Source organism: Pseudomonas sp. R43(2017) (assembly GCF_002112345.1).
GTDB classification, from domain to species: domain Bacteria; phylum Pseudomonadota; class Gammaproteobacteria; order Pseudomonadales; family Pseudomonadaceae; genus Aquipseudomonas; species Aquipseudomonas kribbensis.
Genome location: NZ_NEHJ01000007.1, coordinates 90,302 through 107,594 on the forward strand (window position 1 = coordinate 90,302; position 17,293 = coordinate 107,594).

Consider the following 17,293-nt stretch of genomic DNA (forward strand, 5'->3'; position numbering starts at 1 on the left):
GACTTCAGAAATCGATCAAGACGGCTTGCCGACTGACCTGCGGATTTGAGTGACAAACCCATGCCAAAACGTACAGACATTAAAAGCATCCTGATTCTCGGCGCTGGCCCGATCGTTATCGGCCAGGCCTGCGAATTCGACTACTCCGGCGCCCAGGCCTGTAAAGCCCTGCGCGAAGAGGGTTACCGCGTCATCCTGGTGAACTCCAACCCGGCCACCATCATGACCGACCCGGACATGGCCGACGCCACCTACATCGAGCCGATCAAATGGCAGACCGTTGCCAAGATCATCGAAAAAGAGCGTCCGGATGCGGTGCTGCCAACCATGGGCGGCCAGACCGCTCTGAACTGCGCCCTGGACCTGGAACGCGAAGGCGTTCTGGAGAAGTTCGGCGTAGAGATGATCGGCGCCAACGCCGACACCATCGACAAGGCTGAAGACCGTTCGCGTTTCGACAAGGCGATGAAAGCCATCGGCCTGGAATGCCCGCGTTCCGGTATCGCCCACAGCATGGAAGAAGCCAACGCGGTGCTCGAGCGCCTGGGCTTCCCGTGCATCATCCGTCCGTCCTTCACCATGGGCGGCACCGGTGGCGGTATCGCTTACAACCGAGAAGAATTCGAAGAAATCTGCGCCCGTGGTCTGGACCTGTCGCCGACCAAGGAACTGCTGATCGACGAATCGCTGATCGGCTGGAAAGAATATGAAATGGAAGTTGTCCGCGACAAAAAGGACAACTGCATCATCGTCTGCTCGATCGAAAACTTCGACCCGATGGGCGTGCACACCGGTGACTCGATCACTGTTGCCCCGGCTCAGACCCTGACCGACAAGGAATACCAGATCCTGCGTAACGCCTCGCTGGCGGTACTGCGCGAGATCGGCGTCGAGACCGGCGGTTCCAACGTTCAGTTCGGTATCTGCCCGGACACCGGCCGCATGGTCGTGATCGAAATGAACCCGCGTGTATCGCGTTCGTCGGCCCTGGCTTCGAAAGCCACCGGTTTCCCGATTGCCAAGGTCGCGGCCAAACTGGCAGTCGGCTACACCCTCGACGAGCTGTCGAACGACATCACCGGCGGCAAGACCCCGGCGTCCTTCGAACCGTCCATCGACTACGTCGTGACCAAGCTGCCGCGCTTCGCCTTCGAGAAGTTCGCCAACGCTGACGCTCGCCTGACCACTCAAATGAAGTCGGTTGGTGAAGTCATGGCCATCGGCCGTACCTTCCAGGAATCCCTGCAGAAAGCTCTGCGTGGTCTGGAAGTCGGCGTTTGCGGTCTGGACGAGAAAGTCGACCTGAGCAACCCTGAAAGCATGAGCGTGCTCAAGCGCGAACTGACTGTGCCGGGTGCCGAGCGTATCTGGTACGTGGCGGACGCTTTCCGCGCCGGCATGACCGTCGAAGAAATTTTCGGCATGAACATGATCGACCCGTGGTTCCTGGTGCAGATCGAAGATCTGATCAAGGACGAAGAGAAGGTCAAGACCCTCGGTCTGTCCGCTATCGACCGCGACCTGATGTTCAAGCTCAAGCGTAAAGGTTTCTCCGACCAGCGTCTGGCCAAGCTGCTGGGCGTGACCGAGAAGAACCTGCGCACTCACCGTCAAAAGCTGGAAGTGTTCCCGGTCTACAAGCGCGTCGACACCTGCGCCGCCGAGTTCGCCACCGACACCGCTTACCTGTACTCGACTTACGAGGAAGAGTGCGAAGCAGCGCCGTCCGGTCGCGACAAGATCATGATTCTGGGTGGCGGTCCGAACCGTATCGGCCAGGGCATCGAGTTCGACTACTGCTGCGTACACGCCGCTCTCGCCCTGCGCGAAGACGGCTACGAAACCATCATGGTCAACTGCAACCCGGAAACCGTTTCCACTGACTACGACACTTCCGACCGTCTGTACTTCGAGCCGGTGACCCTGGAAGACGTGCTGGAAATCTGCCGCGTCGAGAAGCCGAAAGGCGTGATCGTCCAGTACGGCGGCCAGACTCCGTTGAAACTGGCTCGCGCCCTCGAAGCGGCCGGCGTGCCGATCATCGGCACCAGCCCTGACGCTATCGACCGTGCCGAAGACCGTGAGCGCTTCCAGCAGATGGTTGAGCGTCTGAACCTGCGTCAGCCGCCAAACGCCACCGTGCGCAGCGAAGACGAAGCCGTTCGCGCTGCCGCGAAGATCGGTTACCCTCTGGTGGTTCGTCCGTCCTACGTACTGGGCGGCCGGGCGATGGAAATCGTCTACAAGGAAGAAGAGCTCAAGCGTTACCTGCGTGACGCGGTGCAAGTGTCGAACGACAGCCCGGTGCTGCTCGACCACTTCCTCAACTGCGCCATCGAGATGGACGTGGATGCGGTCTGCGACGGCAAGGACGTAGTGATCGGCGCGATCATGCAGCACATCGAACAGGCGGGCGTTCACTCCGGTGACTCTGCGTGCTCGCTGCCGCCGTACTCGCTGCCGGCGCACATCCAGGACGAGATGCGCGAGCAGGTCAAGAAAATGGCCCTGGAGCTGGGCGTGGTCGGCCTGATGAACGTTCAGCTGGCGCTGCAAGGCGAAGACATCTACGTCATCGAAGTCAACCCGCGCGCTTCCCGTACCGTACCGTTCGTGTCGAAGTGCATCGGTGTTTCCCTGGCCATGATCGCGGCTCGCGTGATGGCTGGTAAAACCCTGAAGGAAATCGGCTTCACCAAGGAAATCATCCCGAACTTCTACAGCGTGAAAGAGGCGGTGTTCCCGTTCGCCAAATTCCCTGGCGTTGACCCGATCCTCGGCCCGGAGATGAAGTCCACCGGTGAAGTGATGGGCGTCGGCGACACCTTCGGCGAAGCCTTTGCAAAAGCCCAGATGGGCGCGAGCGAAGTACTGCCGACCGGCGGTACCGCATTCATCAGCGTACGTGATGACGACAAGCCGCTGGTTGCAGGTGTGGCGCGTGATCTGATCAACTTGGGCTTTGAAGTGGTCGCCACTGCCGGCACGGCCAAGCTGATCGAGGCTGCTGGCCTGAAAGTGCGTCGTGTGAACAAGGTGACCGAGGGTCGTCCGCACGTGGTCGACATGATCAAGAATGACGAAGTCACGCTGATCATCAACACCACCGAAGGTCGTCAGTCGATCGCCGACTCTTACTCCATTCGTCGTAACGCCTTGCAGCACAAGATTTACTGCACCACCACCATTGCTGCTGGCGAAGCCATCTGCGAAGCGCTGAAGTTCGGTCCCGAGAAGACCGTACGCCGCTTGCAGGATTTACACGCAGGATTGAAGGCATGAATAAATACCCAATGACCGTCCAGGGCGCGAAAGCCCTGGAAGAGGAACACGCTCATCTGACCAAGGTCGTTCGTCCGAAGCTCAGCCAGGACATCGGTACGGCCCGCGAGTTGGGTGACTTGAAGGAAAACGCCGAATACCATGCCGCCCGCGAACAGCAGGGCATGGTCGAGGCGCGGATCCGTGACATCGAAGGTCGCATGCAGAATGCCGTGATCATCGATGTGACGACCATTCCGCACACCGGCAAGGTGATTTTCGGCACTACCGTCGAGATCGCCAACGTCGAGACCGATGAAAGCGTGACTTACCAGATCGTTGGTGAAGACGAGGCGGATATCAAGCTCGGCAAGATTTCGGTCGGCTCGCCGATCGCCCGCGCCTTGATTGCCAAGGAAGAGGGCGACACGGTCGTCGTGAAAACGCCGGGCGGCGATATCGAGTATGAGATTGTCGAAGTCCGTCACATCTGAAACAGGGCGCCCGCTGCAGGCGGGCGCCATGCTCTGGCAGCTGACCCAGATGTTGTGGGTCGGCGGTTTATGGCTGGTGCACCTCGGTTTGCGGCCGGTGCTGGGCCAGATTGGCCTGGCACCGCTGCTGATCGACGAAGTCGCCAGTGCTTTCGAAGTGCCGGTGGTGGGTTTTGCTGCCGTGTGCGTGGTTTTTCAGGCTTTGGTGCTGGTGCGGGCCGAAGGCCTTGCCAGTCTATGGCGGGATTTTCGCGGGCAAGTGCTGCTGATGGCGTTGTATGCGAGTGCGATGTATGTCGCAGTGCGTGTCGGCTGGCCGGATGCGCAGCGCTGGCAGGTGTTCAGTTATCTTGTTCTGGGCTTTTCCGGGCTGGTACTGGTGTTGCAGCCGGTGCCGGGGTGGAGTGGCAGGGTGCGCGAAGCACACCCTTGACCCTTTTCATCACTTGAAGCGATGGACGTTCGACAGCTGCTTGTTGACGCTGAAGTTCTTGCGATAAATCAGTGCCATCTTGCCGATGACCTGAACCAGATCGGCCTTGCCGACCTTGCACAGCTCTGCAACGGACGCCAGTCGCGCCTCGCGATCGAGGATGTTGAGCTTGATCTTGATCAGCTCGTGATCCGCCAATGCGCGTTCGAGTTCGGCTAAAACACCCTCAGTCAAACCGTTGTCAGCCACCGTCAAAACTGGTTTGAGGTGGTGGCCGATGGATTTGTACTGTTTCTTCTGCTCTGGAGTGAGCGGCATAATCTGACCCTTTCGTCTGGATTCTGTAAAATGGCGGCCATTTTACCCGAGGGCTCGTGGATCCGCCCAATTAATCACGACCCTAATCAACGAGGTGCCCAATGGCGCGTTCCAAGACAAGCCTTGGTTGGCTGAAACGACATGTCAACGATCCTTATGTGAAGCAGGCGCAGAAGGATGGCTACCGCTCGCGTGCGAGTTACAAGCTTCTGGAAGTCCAGGAGAAATACAAACTGATTCGCCCAGGCATGAGCGTGGTCGACTTGGGCGCGGCGCCCGGCGGCTGGTCTCAGGTCACCAGCCGGCTGATCGGTGGGCAGGGGCGTCTGATCGCCTCGGACATCCTGGAAATGGACAGCATTCCGGACGTGACCTTCATTCAGGGGGATTTCACTCAGGATGAAGTGCTCGCTCAAATCCTCGAGGCTGTGGGTAATTCACAAGTGGACCTTGTGATTTCCGATATGGCCCCCAATATGAGTGGTACGCCTGCCGTAGATATGCCGAAAGCCATGTTTCTTTGCGAGCTGGCGCTTGACCTGGCGGAGCGGATTCTCAAGCCGGGCGGTAATTTCCTGATCAAGATTTTTCAGGGCGAAGGGTTCGATGTTTACCTGAAGGACGCTCGTCGGAAATTCGACAAGGTCCAGATGATCAAGCCGGACTCTTCCCGCGACAGTTCCCGCGAGCAATACATGCTGGCTTGGGGTTATCGCGGTCGCAGCGAGTAAAACGAGGTTTTTTGGCGGGGTGATAGGTTTTTCGTATTTCGCCCCGCGTGCATAAGCGAATATTGTGTAGAAAGTGTTTCACAAAGGGTTACAGACGGCGCCTGCCAGAGCTGTAGGTAATGTAGTAAGTTAGGCCGGTGAATATCATGCGAAGCGCGCGCCAGTAGCGGAGCTTGCTTCAGAGGGTAGTTAATTGAACGATATGGCAAAGAATCTGATCCTGTGGTTGATCATCGCGGCTGTCCTGGTGACGGTGATGAACAACTTCTCCAGCCCTAACGAGCCGCAGACCCTCAACTATTCCGACTTCATCCAGCAGGTCAAGGATGGCAAGGTCGAGCGCGTGGCCGTCGATGGCTACGTGATTACCGGCAAGCGCAACGATGGCGACAGCTTCAAGACCATTCGTCCGGCAATCCAGGACAATGGCCTGATCGGCGATCTGGTCGACAACCACGTCGTGGTCGAAGGCAAGCAGCCTGAGCAGCAAAGCATCTGGACCCAGCTTCTGGTGGCCAGCTTCCCGATCCTTGTGATCATCGCGGTGTTCATGTTCTTCATGCGCCAGATGCAGGGCGGTGCCGGTGGCAAGGGCGGGCCAATGAGCTTTGGCAAGAGCAAGGCGCGTCTGCTGTCCGAAGATCAGGTGAAAACCACTCTGGCTGACGTTGCCGGTTGCGACGAAGCCAAGGAAGAAGTTGGTGAGCTGGTCGAGTTCCTCCGTGATCCGGGCAAGTTCCAGCGCCTGGGCGGCCGCATTCCTCGCGGCGTGCTGATGGTTGGTCCTCCGGGTACCGGTAAGACCTTGCTGGCCAAGGCGATTGCCGGCGAAGCCAAGGTGCCGTTCTTCACCATTTCCGGTTCCGACTTCGTCGAAATGTTCGTCGGTGTCGGTGCCAGCCGCGTTCGCGACATGTTCGAACAGGCCAAGAAACACGCACCCTGCATTATCTTCATCGACGAGATCGACGCCGTTGGTCGCCATCGTGGCGCCGGCATGGGTGGCGGTCACGACGAGCGCGAGCAGACTCTCAACCAGTTGCTGGTGGAGATGGACGGCTTCGAAATGAATGACGGCATCATCGTCATCGCTGCAACCAACCGTCCTGACGTACTGGACCCGGCTCTGCTGCGTCCTGGTCGTTTCGACCGTCAGGTGGTGGTCGGTCTGCCGGACATCCGTGGTCGCGAGCAGATCCTCAAGGTGCACATGCGTAAAGTGCCAATGGGTGACGACGTTGCTCCGGCCGTTATCGCACGTGGTACTCCGGGTTTCTCCGGTGCCGATCTTGCCAACCTGGTCAACGAGGCTTCGCTTTTTGCTGCCCGTGCCGGCAAACGCATCGTCGAGATGAAGGAATTCGAACTGGCCAAAGACAAGATCATGATGGGTGCCGAGCGCAAATCCATGGTCATGTCCGAGAAGGAAAAGCAGAACACCGCTTATCACGAAGCAGGCCACGCCATTGTTGGTCGCGTCGTGCCCGAGCATGATCCGGTCTACAAAGTGTCGATCATCCCGCGCGGTCGCGCGTTGGGTGTGACCATGTTCCTGCCGGAGGAAGATCGCTACAGCCTGTCCAAGCGTGCGTTGATCAGTCAGATCTGCTCGCTGTACGGCGGCCGTATCGCGGAAGAAATGACCTTGGGCTTCGACGGTGTGACCACTGGCGCCTCCAACGACATCATGCGTGCCAGCCAGATTGCACGGAACATGGTGACCAAGTGGGGCCTGTCTGAAAAACTCGGTCCGTTGATGTATGCAGAAGAAGAGGGCGAGGTGTTCCTCGGTCGTGGCGGTGGCGGTCAGAACGCCAGCTTCTCGGGCGAAACGGCCAAGCTGATCGACTCGGAAGTGCGCAGCATCATCGATCAGTGCTACGGCACCGCCAAGCAGATCCTGACCGACAATCGTGACAAACTCGATGCCATGGCAGATGCCTTGATGAAGTACGAGACGATCGATGCCGAGCAGATCGACGACATCATGGCGGGTCGCACGCCTCGCGAACCTCGTGACTGGTCGGGCGGCACCGGCACTGGCACGCCTCCTCCGGTGGTTCAGGATGAGCGTCCGGAAACACCGATTGGCGGTCCGGCTGCTGACGTTTAAGGTTTGAAATGACTTCTGTACAGTCCCTGACCCGGTTGCCTTGCGGCAACCGGGTTCTTGATTTGGCCCGGACGCATGTCATGGGCATTCTCAATGTCACTCCCGATTCCTTCTCCGATGGTGGTCGATACAGCCAGCTTGATGCGGCCCTGCGTCATGCCGAGGCAATGGTGTTGGCCGGTGCGACGCTGATCGATGTTGGAGGAGAGTCCACTCGACCTGGTGCGCGAGCGGTCTCGCCGCTCGAAGAGCTGGAGCGCGTGGCGCCGATCGTGGAGCTGATCAATCGCGAGCTGGATGTGATCATCTCCGTCGATACGTCGACTCCGGCCGTCATGCGGGAAACTGCGCGACTGGGTGCCGGGTTGATCAATGACGTGAGATCGCTGCAGCGTGACGGTGCGCTGGATGCCGCTGCTGCCACCGGATTACCGGTCTGTCTGATGCACATGCTGGGTGAGCCAGGTGACATGCAGGACAATCCGCAATATCAGGATGTCACCCGGGAAGTGAGTGAGTTTCTCGCCGAGCGTATGGAGCGATGCGCTTCGGTTGGCATTCCTGCCGAGCGGATCATTCTTGATCCTGGCTTTGGCTTCGCCAAAACCCTGCAGCACAATCTAAGCTTGTTCAAGCACATGGATGCCCTTCATGTGTTGGGGCGACCTCTGCTGGTTGGTGTCTCGCGAAAAAGCATGATTGGACAGGCCCTGAATCGCCCTGTGGGCGAGCGTCTGCATGGTGGTTTGGCCCTGGCGGCGCTGGCATCCGTCAAGGGGGCGCGTATATTGCGCGTCCATGACGTGGCAGAAACGGTGGATGTCGTACGCATGATCGCGGCCGTGGAATCAGCCGAATAAGAATGATGGAGCACTTATGAGCAAGAAATACTTTGGTACCGACGGCATTCGTGGTCGTGTCGGTGAATACCCGATTACTCCTGACTTCATGCTCAAGCTCGGCTGGGCTGCGGGCATGGCCTTCCGAAAAATGGGTGCCTGCAAGGTGCTCGTCGGCAAGGACACGCGAATCTCCGGTTACATGTTCGAATCGGCGCTGGAAGCTGGCCTGACATCGGCGGGTGCTGATGTGATGCTGCTCGGTCCGATGCCGACGCCGGCTATCGCCTACTTGTCGCGAACCTTCCAGGCTGAAGCCGGCATTGTGATCAGTGCATCGCACAACCCTCACGACGATAACGGCATCAAGTTTTTCTCCGGCAGAGGCACCAAGTTGCCGGATGAGCTGGAGCTGATGATCGAGGAGTTGCTCGATACGCCAATGACCGTTGTCGAGTCGAGCAAGATCGGCAAAGTTTCGCGAATCAACGACGCGTCCGGCCGCTACATCGAATTCTGCAAGAGCAGTGTGCCGACCAATACCAGTTTTGCAGGTCTCAAGATCGTGATCGACTGTGCACACGGAGCGACCTATAAGGTCGCGCCAAGTGTGTTCCGCGAGCTGGGCGCTGAAGTCGTGGTGCTGTCCGCGCAGCCGAACGGTCTGAACATCAACGACAACTGCGGCTCCACTCATATGGGGCCGTTGCAGGCGGCGGTGCTGTCCGAGCACGCTGATCTGGGGATTGCATTCGACGGTGATGGCGACCGGGTACTGATGGTCGATCACACGGGTGCAATAGTTGATGGTGACGAGCTGATCTTCATTATTGCGCGCGACCTGCATGAGCGTGGCAAATTGCAGGGTGGCGTGGTCGGTACGTTGATGAGCAACCTTGGCCTGGAGTTGGCGCTGGCGGACCTCGGTATTCCTTTCGTGCGTGCAAATGTCGGCGATCGTTATGTGATTGCCGAGCTGCTTGAGCGCGATTGGCTGGTCGGGGGTGAGAACTCGGGGCATGTTGTCTGCTTCAATCACACCACGACAGGTGACGCGATCATCGCGGCCCTGCAGGTGTTGATGGCGCTGAAAACCCGAAATGAAGGCTTGGCGCAAACCCGCCAGGCCTTGCGCAAGTGTCCGCAAGTGCTGATCAATGTCCGTTTCGGCGGTGGCGACAGTCCGCTCGATCACCCGGCTGTCAAGGAAGCCAGCAAGCGTGTGACCGAGGCAATGGCGGGTCGTGGGCGTGTGCTTCTGCGCAAGTCCGGGACAGAGCCTCTGGTGCGTGTCATGGTCGAAGGCGAGGACGAAACCCAGGTTCGCAGCTATGCCGAAGAACTGGCAAAACTGGTAACTGAAGTTTCTGCCTGATACGGCTTGCCAGCCATGATTGTGTTGGGTAACATCTGCGCCCACTTTGACCGACGAGGTACAGCATGCGTCGCCCTATGGTAGCTGGTAACTGGAAGATGCACGGTACCCGCGCCAGCGTCGCTGAGCTGATCAACGGCCTTCGTCATCTGGCCTTGCCAAGCGGTGTTGATGTCGCGGTATTCCCGCCTTGCCTGCATATCAATCAAGTGATTGATGGCTTGAAAGGAAAGTCGATTTCGGTCGGCGCGCAGAATTCTGCGGTGGAATCGATGCAAGGTGCGTTGACCGGTGAAATTGCACCGAGTCAGTTGGTGGATGCAGGTTGTTCCCTTGTGCTTGTCGGGCACTCCGAACGCCGCCAGATCATGGGCGAGCGAGACGGAATGCTGAATCGCAAGTTCGCAGCGGCACAGGCATGTGGCTTGATTCCGGTGTTGTGTGTGGGGGAGACCCTGGAGCAACGCGAAGCCGGAAAAACTCTTGAGATTGTCGGGCGTCAGTTGGGCAGTATCATCGAGGAGCTGGGTGTTGGTGCTTTTGCCAATGCAGTGATCGCTTACGAGCCGGTCTGGGCCATTGGTACCGGGCTGACTGCAACGCCGCAGCAGGCTCAGGATGTGCATAAAGCCATTCGGGAGCAGCTGGCGGCAGAGAATTCTGAAGTCGCGCGAAATGTGCGGCTTCTATACGGCGGCAGCGTGAAGGCGGCCAATGCGGTCGAACTGTTCGGCATGCCGGATATCGATGGGGGGCTCATTGGTGGAGCTTCCCTGAATGCAGATGAGTTCGGTGCGATCTGTCGCGCCGCGGGAAACTGAAAAAATGCTGGAAACAGTCGTAGTCGTTTTTCATCTGCTGGGTGCATTGGGCGTAGTTGCTCTGGTTTTGCTGCAGCAGGGTAAGGGTGCGGACGCTGGCGCGTCTTTCGGAGCAGGTGCTTCAAATACTGTGTTCGGAAGCCAAGGTTCCTCTACCTTTCTTAGTAAGTTTACTGCTATACTTGCCGCCGGTTTCTTCATAACCAGCTTGGGGTTAGGATACTTTGCTAAAGAGAAGGCTCATCAGCTGACTCAAGCAGGTTTGCCAAATCCGGCAGTGTTGGAAGTTCCAAAGCAACAACCGGCTTCTGATGATGTCCCGGTGCTTCAAGAGCAAAAGTCGGCTACTCCAGCGACTGACGTACCTCCAGCTCAAGAGCAGAAGTAAGAAGAGTTTCAAATGTAGTTTTGCCGAGGTGGTGGAATTGGTAGACACGCAACCTTGAGGTGGTTGTGCCCATAGGGTGTAGGGGTTCGAGTCCCCTTCTCGGTACCAATTAGTCAGGAGAGCCCGCTGTTGCGGGCTTTCTTGCAGGTGGAAGGTTACATTGACCCTACTGGGGATCGGTCGTATACTTCCGCCCCAGCTTTGTCGCGGGGTGGAGCAGTCTGGTAGCTCGTCGGGCTCATAACCCGAAGGTCGTCGGTTCAAATCCGGCCCCCGCAACCAGTTTAAGGAGCCCCTTTTAAGGGGCTTTTTGTTAGCTGGACACTTTCAACGCCGCTGTTCGACGGCGTTTCAAGGATGGGCGTTTCGCCCATTTTTTTATTTTGCAAAGCATGCACATACATGCACGAGGGGGTTCAGGTGTCGAGCAAGCTAGAAGAGTTGCAGGCCTTGTTGGCCCCGGTGGTCGTGGCCCTGGGCTATGAATGCTGGGGTATTGAGTTCTCGGCTCAAGGTCGTCACTCAATGTTGCGCGTTTATATCGATAAGGAAGGCGGCGTACTGGTGGACGATTGTGCCATCGTCAGCCGTCAGATCAGCGGTGTGCTGGATGTTGAAGATCCGATCTCCGTTGAATACACCCTTGAAGTTTCCTCGCCTGGCATGGAACGCCCACTGTTCACTCTTGAGCAGTTTGCCAAATTTGCCGGTGAACAAGTAAAGATCAGGCTGCGCTCGCCTTTTGAAGGACGACGCAACTTTCAGGGCCTTCTGCGCGGTGTAGAAGAGCAGGATGTCGTGGTGCAGGTAGATGACCATGAGTTCCTGTTGCCGATCGATATGATCGACAAGGCCAACATTATTCCCAGTTTTGACTGAGACGCGGATCCCGCGGATCCAATGGCTTGCGAAAGGCGAGGCGTACGATGAGCAAAGAAGTACTGCTGGTTGTTGAGTCGGTATCCAATGAAAAGGGCGTACCGGCAAGCGTAATTTTTGAAGCGCTGGAGCTGGCTCTGGCCACTGCTACCAAAAAGCGTTTTGAAGACGAAGTTGATCTGCGTGTGGAAATCAATCGCCACACCGGTTCTTACGAAACTTTCCGTCGCTGGACGGTCGTCGAAGAGAATGATCTCGATGATCCGGCCATCGAAACCTGGCCAAGCAAGGTTGCCGAAACGCATCCTGGTGCCAAGGTTGGTGACGTCGTCGAAGAAAAGATCGAATCCATCGAATTCGGCCGTATTGCTGCGCAGACCGCCAAGCAGGTCATCGTGCAGAAAGTGCGCGAAGCCGAGCGCGCTCAAGTGGTCGACGCTTATCGCGAGCGCCTGGGAGAAATCATCTCCGGCACCGTGAAAAAAGTGACCCGCGACAACGTGATCGTCGACCTGGGTAATAACGCTGAAGCGTTGCTGGCCCGTGAAGACATCATTTCTCGCGAGACCTTCCGTGTTGGCGTGCGTCTGCGTGCGCTGCTCAAGGAAATCCGCACCGAGAACCGTGGCCCGCAGCTGATCCTGTCGCGCACCGCGCCGGAAATGCTGATCGAGCTGTTCCGTATCGAAGTGCCGGAAATCGCTGAAGGCCTCATCGAAGTCATGGCCGCTTCCCGTGATCCGGGTTCGCGCGCCAAGATCGCCGTCCGCTCCAAGGACAAACGCATCGACCCGCAGGGCGCGTGCATCGGTATGCGCGGTTCGCGCGTCCAGGCCGTGTCGGGCGAGTTGGGTGGCGAGCGTGTCGACATCGTCCTGTGGGACGACAACCCGGCGCAGTTCGTGATCAATGCCATGTCGCCGGCAGAAGTGGCGGCCATCATCGTTGACGAAGATGCCCACGCCATGGACATCGCCGTTGGCGCAGACAATCTGGCTCAGGCCATCGGTCGTGGTGGTCAGAACGTGCGTCTGGCGAGCCAGCTGACTGGCTGGACCCTGAACGTGATGACCGAATCGGACATCCAGGCTAAGCAACAAGCAGAAACCGGCGACATCCTGCGCAACTTCATCGACGAGCTGGAAGTCGACGAGGAGCTGGCTCAGGTGCTGGTAGACGAAGGCTTCACCAGCCTGGAAGAGATTGCCTACGTACCGTTGGAAGAAATGCTCAACATCGACGGCTTTGACGAAGACATCGTCAACGAGCTTCGCGCTCGTGCCAAGGATCGCTTGTTGACCAAAGCCATCGCTACTGAGGAAAAGCTGGCAGACGCCCATCCGGCCGAAGACCTGCTCTCGCTTGAGGGTATGGACAAGGATTTGGCGATGGAACTGGCGGTGCGCGGCGTAATTACCCGCGAAGACCTGGCCGAGCAGTCTATTGACGACCTGCTCGACATCGACGGCATTGACGATGATCGTGCCGGCAAGTTGATCATGGCCGCCCGAGCCCACTGGTTCGAGTAATTAGGCGCGGCCTGAGGAGAGAAATGCATGACGCAAGTCACGGTGAAACAACTGGCCGATGAGGTCAAAACACCGGTAGAGCGCCTGTTGCAGCAGATGCGTGAGGCAGGTCTGCCGCACACCGCCGCCGAAGAACATGTGACTGACAGTGAGAAGCAATCCCTGCTGACTCACTTGAAGAGCAGCCACAAGGCGAAAGTGGAAGAACCACGCAAGATCACGCTGCAGCGTAAAACCACCAGCACCCTGCGTGTGGCTGGCAGCAAAAGCATCAGCGTTGAAGTCCGCAAGAAGAAAGTTTTCGTACAGCGTAGCCCGGAAGAAATCGAAGCCGAGCGCAAGCGTGAACTGGATGAGCGTCGCGCAGTAGAAAATGCTGCCCGTCAAAAGGCTGAAGAAGAAGCCCGTGTTCGCGCCGAAGAAGAAGCGCGTCGCCAGCCTGCTGCCGCACCGACCGCTTCTGCCGAGCCTGTTGCTGCGCCTGCGCCAGCCGCTGAACCCGTGCGCGAAGCTGCACCGGTTGTGGCTGCTGCGCCAGCTGCCGACACTCGCAAGCGTGACGAACAGCGCCGTCCGGACAAACCACGCGCCGACGACAACAACCGTCGCGGCAGCGGCGATGGCGAGCGCAAGAACGCTCCGCATCGCGCTTCGGTCAAGGAAAAGGCACCGGCTCCACGTGTGGCGCCACGCACTACCGACGAAGAAAGCGATGGCTTCCGTCGCGGTGGTCGCGGCAAGGCCAAGCTGAAGAAACGCAACGCCCACGGTTTCCAGAGCCCGACCGGCCCTGTCGTGCGTGAAGTGAAGATCGGCGAAACCATCACTGTTGGCGATCTCGCTCAGCAGATGTCGGTGAAGGCTGCTGAAATCATCAAGTTCATGTTCAAACTGGGTACTCCAGCGACCATCAACCAGGTGCTTGATCAGGAAACTGCTCAACTGGTAGCCGAAGAGCTGGGCCACAAAGTGACCCTGGTCAGCGACACCGCCCTGGAAGATTCCCTGGCCGAGTCCCTGAAGTTTGAAGGTGAGGCTGTTCCTCGTGCGCCGGTTGTGACCGTAATGGGTCACGTTGACCACGGTAAGACCTCGCTGCTCGACTACATCCGTCGTGCGAAGGTAGCCGCTGGCGAAGCCGGTGGTATCACCCAGCACATCGGTGCCTACCACGTTGAAACCGAACGCGGCATGGTCACCTTCCTCGACACCCCGGGTCACGCCGCGTTTACCGCAATGCGTGCCCGTGGTGCCAAGGCGACCGACATCGTGATCCTGGTGGTTGCGGCGGACGACGGCGTGATGCCACAAACCATCGAAGCCGTTCAGCACGCTCAGGCGGCTGGCGTTCCGCTGGTAGTTGCAGTGAACAAGATCGACAAGCCGGGCGCTGATCTCGATCGCATCCGTAGCGAACTGTCGGCCCACGGCGTGACCTCCGAAGACTGGGGTGGTGACACTCCATTCGTTCCGGTCTCGGCGAAAATGGGTACCGGCGTCGACGAACTGCTAGAAGCGGTATTGCTGCAAGCCGAAGTTCTCGAGCTGACTGCAACCCCATCGGCTCCTGGCCGTGGTGTCGTGGTTGAATCGCGCCTGGACAAGGGCCGTGGCCCGGTAGCGACTGTTCTGGTTCAGGACGGTACGCTGCGTCAAGGCGACATGGTGCTGGTCGGCTCGAACTACGGCCGCGTGCGCGCCATGCTCGACGAGAACGGCAAGCCGATCAAGGAAGCAGGTCCGGCCATTCCGGTCGAGATCCTCGGCCTGGACGGTACGCCTGATGCTGGCGACGAGATGAGCGTGGTTGCCGACGAGAAGAAAGCCCGTGAAGTGGCTCTGTTCCGTCAAGGCAAGTTCCGCGAAGTCAAACTGGCTCGCGCTCACGCCGGCAAGCTGGAAAACATCTTCGAAAGCATGGGTCAGGAAGAGAAGAAGACGCTCAACATCGTCCTCAAATCCGACGTCCGTGGTTCGCTGGAAGCACTGCAGGGCGCTCTGAACGGCCTGGGCAACGACGAAGTGCAAGTGCGCGTGGTCGGTGGCGGTGTCGGTGGTATCACCGAATCCGACGCCAACCTGGCACTGGCTTCCAACGCTGTACTGTTCGGCTTCAACGTGCGTGCCGATGCCGGCGCACGGAAGATCGTCGAGCAGGAAGGTCTGGACATGCGTTACTACAACGTGATCTACGACATCATCGAAGACGTCAAGAAAGCCCTGACCGGTATGCTTGGCAGCGATGTTCGCGAGAACATCCTCGGTGTGGCCGAAGTTCGTGACGTGTTCCGCTCGCCTAAGTTCGGCGCCATCGCCGGCTGCATGGTGATCGAGGGTACTGTTCACCGTAACCGTCCGATCCGTGTACTGCGTGAAGACATCGTGATCTTCGAAGGCGAGCTGGAATCCCTGCGCCGCTTCAAGGATGACGCTTCCGAAGTCCGTGCCGGCATGGAATGCGGTATCGGCGTGAAGAGCTACAACGACGTCAAGGTCGGTGACAAGATCGAAGTCTTCGAGAAGGTTCAGGTTGCTCGCAGCCTCTGACTCGCGCACTTCAAGGGCCACGTCGGGCCGTCGCATGAAAATGCGCGGCACGGCGTCAGGACTCTAAACGCAACGCCCGGTCTGGCTTTTTGTCAGGCCGGGCGTTTGCCGCTTTCAGACCTTGCGGGTTTCACCGCGGGGCAGTAACAGGTAACAAATCATGGCAAAAGAATACAGCCGTACCCAACGTATCGGCGATCAGATGCAGCGCGAGCTGGCCCAGCTGATCCGTCGTGAAGTCAAAGATCCGCGTGTCGGCCTGGTCACCATTACCGCTGTTGATGTCAGCCGTGACGTGGGTCACGCGAAGATCTTCATCACCGTGATGGGGCAGGACAACGCCGAAGACATCGCGCAAAGCATCAAGGTGCTCAATGCTGCCGCCGGTTTCCTGCGCATGCAGTTGGCCCGTGAAATGAAGCTGCGCAGCGTGCCGCAATTGCATTTCCACTACGACGAAAGTGTCGCCCGTGGTGCACACCTGTCGGCTCTGATCGAGCGCGCGGTGGCCGAAGACAGTCAGCACGAAACTGCTGCACCCGAAGACACCAAGGAGTAACTCGGTGGCTCAGGTCAAACGTATCCGTCGTAACGTCAGCGGCATCATCCTGCTCGACAAACCGTTGGGGTTCACCTCCAACGCCGCGTTGCAGAAGGTTCGCTGGCTGCTCAACGCCGAGAAGGCCGGTCACACCGGCAGTCTCGACCCGCTGGCCACCGGCGTTCTGCCGCTGTGCTTTGGCGAGGCGACCAAGTTCTCGCAGTACCTGCTCGATTCCGACAAGGGTTATGAAACCCTGGCGCAACTGGGCAAGACCACCACCACGGCAGACGCCGAAGGCGAGGTTTTGCAGGAGCGCCCGGTGACCGTTGGTCAGGCCGACATTGAAGCGGTCTTGCCGAAATTTCGCGGTCAAATCAGTCAGATACCGCCGATGTACTCGGCTCTCAAGCGTGATGGCCAGCCGCTGTACAAGCTGGCCCGTGCAGGCGAAGTAGTGGAGCGCGAACCGCGTTCTGTTACTATTGCGCGCTTGGAATTGCTGGCCTTCGAAGGCGATACTGCGCGTCTTGCGGTGGATTGCAGCAAGGGCACCTATATTCGTACCCTGGTGGAGGATATCGGTGAGCAACTCGGTTGTGGTGCGTACGTCGCTGAACTGCGTCGTACCCAGGCCGGGCCTTTTACCCTGGCGCAGACTGTGACCCTCGAAGAGCTGGAAGCGGTACATGCCGAAGGCGGCAACGAAGCGGTCGACCGCTTCCTGATGCCATCGGACAGCGGCCTGCAGGATTGGCCACTGCTGCAGTTCTCGGAAGCGAGCGCGTTCTACTGGCTCAACGGCCAGCCGGTACGTGCCCCGGATGCTCCGAAGTTCGGCATGGTGCGGGTACAGGATCATAACGGTCGCTTCATCGGCATCGGTGAAGTGAGCGAAGACGGGCGCATCGCGCCGCGTCGACTGATTCGGTCAGAATGACCGAACGAGTGTGGCTGTTAACAGGCACGGTCACTACTCATTTATAGATACAGGGATTTGTCCCTGGCCTGTTGAAACCGTTTT

At 58.5% G+C, this 17,293-nt stretch carries 15 protein-coding genes and 2 tRNA genes; 16 read left to right on the forward strand and 1 reads right to left on the reverse strand.

What is annotated here, in order from left to right:
* Positions 1–60 precede the first annotated feature (60 nt).
* Genes carB through CAG02_RS20110 form a run of 3 tightly spaced genes read left to right on the forward strand, consistent with a single transcriptional unit; the run spans position 61 to position 4,188 of the window.
* Positions 61–3,282, forward strand: coding sequence for a carbamoyl-phosphate synthase large subunit (gene carB / locus CAG02_RS20100; protein WP_085711853.1), 3,222 nt, complete (start codon positions 61–63; stop codon positions 3,280–3,282).
* Positions 3,279–3,755, forward strand: coding sequence for a transcription elongation factor GreA (greA, locus tag CAG02_RS20105; protein ID WP_085711852.1), 477 nt, complete (start codon positions 3,279–3,281; stop codon positions 3,753–3,755). Before carB ends, greA begins: the two co-directional genes overlap by 4 nt.
* A 28-nt stretch (positions 3,756–3,783) precedes the next feature.
* Positions 3,784–4,188 carry an MFS transporter gene (locus CAG02_RS20110; RefSeq protein ID WP_085711851.1) on the forward strand — a complete coding sequence of 135 codons (405 nt, stop codon included), beginning with the start codon at positions 3,784–3,786 and terminating at the stop codon, positions 4,186–4,188.
* A 9-nt stretch (positions 4,189–4,197) separates the two neighbouring features.
* Here the strand turns inward: CAG02_RS20110 and CAG02_RS20115 are convergent, their stop codons facing one another.
* Positions 4,198–4,506 carry a YhbY family RNA-binding protein gene (locus CAG02_RS20115; protein ID WP_011332401.1) on the reverse strand — a complete coding sequence of 103 codons (309 nt, stop codon included), beginning with the start codon at positions 4,504–4,506 and terminating at the stop codon, positions 4,198–4,200.
* A gap of 101 nt (positions 4,507–4,607) precedes the next feature.
* On the opposite strand from CAG02_RS20115, the gene rlmE reads away from it, so the two are divergent.
* The 13 genes from rlmE to truB all read left to right on the forward strand — a co-directional run bounded on the left by rlmE (position 4,608) and on the right by truB (position 17,209).
* The gene (rlmE, locus tag CAG02_RS20120) at positions 4,608–5,237 is read left to right on the forward strand and encodes a 23S rRNA (uridine(2552)-2'-O)-methyltransferase RlmE (RefSeq protein WP_085711850.1); all 630 of its coding nucleotides are present in this window, start codon (positions 4,608–4,610) and stop codon (positions 5,235–5,237) included.
* A 202-nt stretch (positions 5,238–5,439) separates the two neighbouring features.
* Positions 5,440–7,350, forward strand: a complete 1,911-nt coding sequence (gene ftsH / locus CAG02_RS20125; protein ID WP_085711849.1) for an ATP-dependent zinc metalloprotease FtsH — start codon at positions 5,440–5,442, stop codon at positions 7,348–7,350.
* A gap of 8 nt (positions 7,351–7,358) precedes the next feature.
* Positions 7,359–8,210, forward strand: coding sequence for a dihydropteroate synthase (folP, locus tag CAG02_RS20130; RefSeq protein WP_085711848.1), 852 nt, complete (start codon positions 7,359–7,361; stop codon positions 8,208–8,210).
* Between the two features lie 16 nt (positions 8,211–8,226).
* Positions 8,227–9,564: a phosphoglucosamine mutase gene (glmM, locus tag CAG02_RS20135; RefSeq protein ID WP_085711847.1), complete on the forward strand. Its 1,338-nt coding sequence runs from the start codon at positions 8,227–8,229 to the stop codon at positions 9,562–9,564.
* A gap of 65 nt (positions 9,565–9,629) precedes the next feature.
* Entirely contained in the window at positions 9,630–10,385 is a 756-nt protein-coding gene (tpiA, locus tag CAG02_RS20140) for a triose-phosphate isomerase (RefSeq protein WP_085711846.1), read from the forward strand.
* Between the two features lie 4 nt (positions 10,386–10,389).
* A complete protein-coding gene (secG, locus tag CAG02_RS20145) occupies positions 10,390–10,773 on the forward strand; it encodes a preprotein translocase subunit SecG (protein WP_011332406.1) in 384 nt (127 codons plus the stop codon).
* Positions 10,774–10,795: 22 nt separating this feature from the next.
* Positions 10,796–10,881, forward strand: a tRNA-Leu gene (locus tag CAG02_RS20150).
* Positions 10,882–10,978: 97 nt separating this feature from the next.
* Positions 10,979–11,055 (forward strand) — tRNA-Met (locus CAG02_RS20155).
* Between the two features lie 138 nt (positions 11,056–11,193).
* Positions 11,194–11,652, forward strand: a complete 459-nt coding sequence (gene rimP, locus CAG02_RS20160) for a ribosome maturation factor RimP (protein ID WP_065260004.1) — start codon at positions 11,194–11,196, stop codon at positions 11,650–11,652.
* 47 nt (positions 11,653–11,699) lie between these two features.
* Positions 11,700–13,181: a transcription termination factor NusA gene (nusA, locus tag CAG02_RS20165; RefSeq protein ID WP_003221546.1), complete on the forward strand. Its 1,482-nt coding sequence runs from the start codon at positions 11,700–11,702 to the stop codon at positions 13,179–13,181.
* A gap of 27 nt (positions 13,182–13,208) precedes the next feature.
* Positions 13,209–15,728 (forward strand): translation initiation factor IF-2, encoded by a 2,520-nt coding sequence (gene infB, locus CAG02_RS20170; RefSeq protein ID WP_085711845.1) that lies wholly within the window; start codon positions 13,209–13,211, stop codon positions 15,726–15,728.
* Between the two features lie 160 nt (positions 15,729–15,888).
* Positions 15,889–16,287, forward strand: coding sequence for a 30S ribosome-binding factor RbfA (gene rbfA / locus CAG02_RS20175; RefSeq protein WP_085698395.1), 399 nt, complete (start codon positions 15,889–15,891; stop codon positions 16,285–16,287).
* 4 nt (positions 16,288–16,291) lie between these two features.
* Complete coding sequence (gene truB, locus CAG02_RS20180; RefSeq protein ID WP_007953739.1) at positions 16,292–17,209, forward strand: tRNA pseudouridine(55) synthase TruB; 918 nt, start codon at positions 16,292–16,294, stop codon at positions 17,207–17,209.
* Positions 17,210–17,293: the final 84 nt, after the last annotated feature.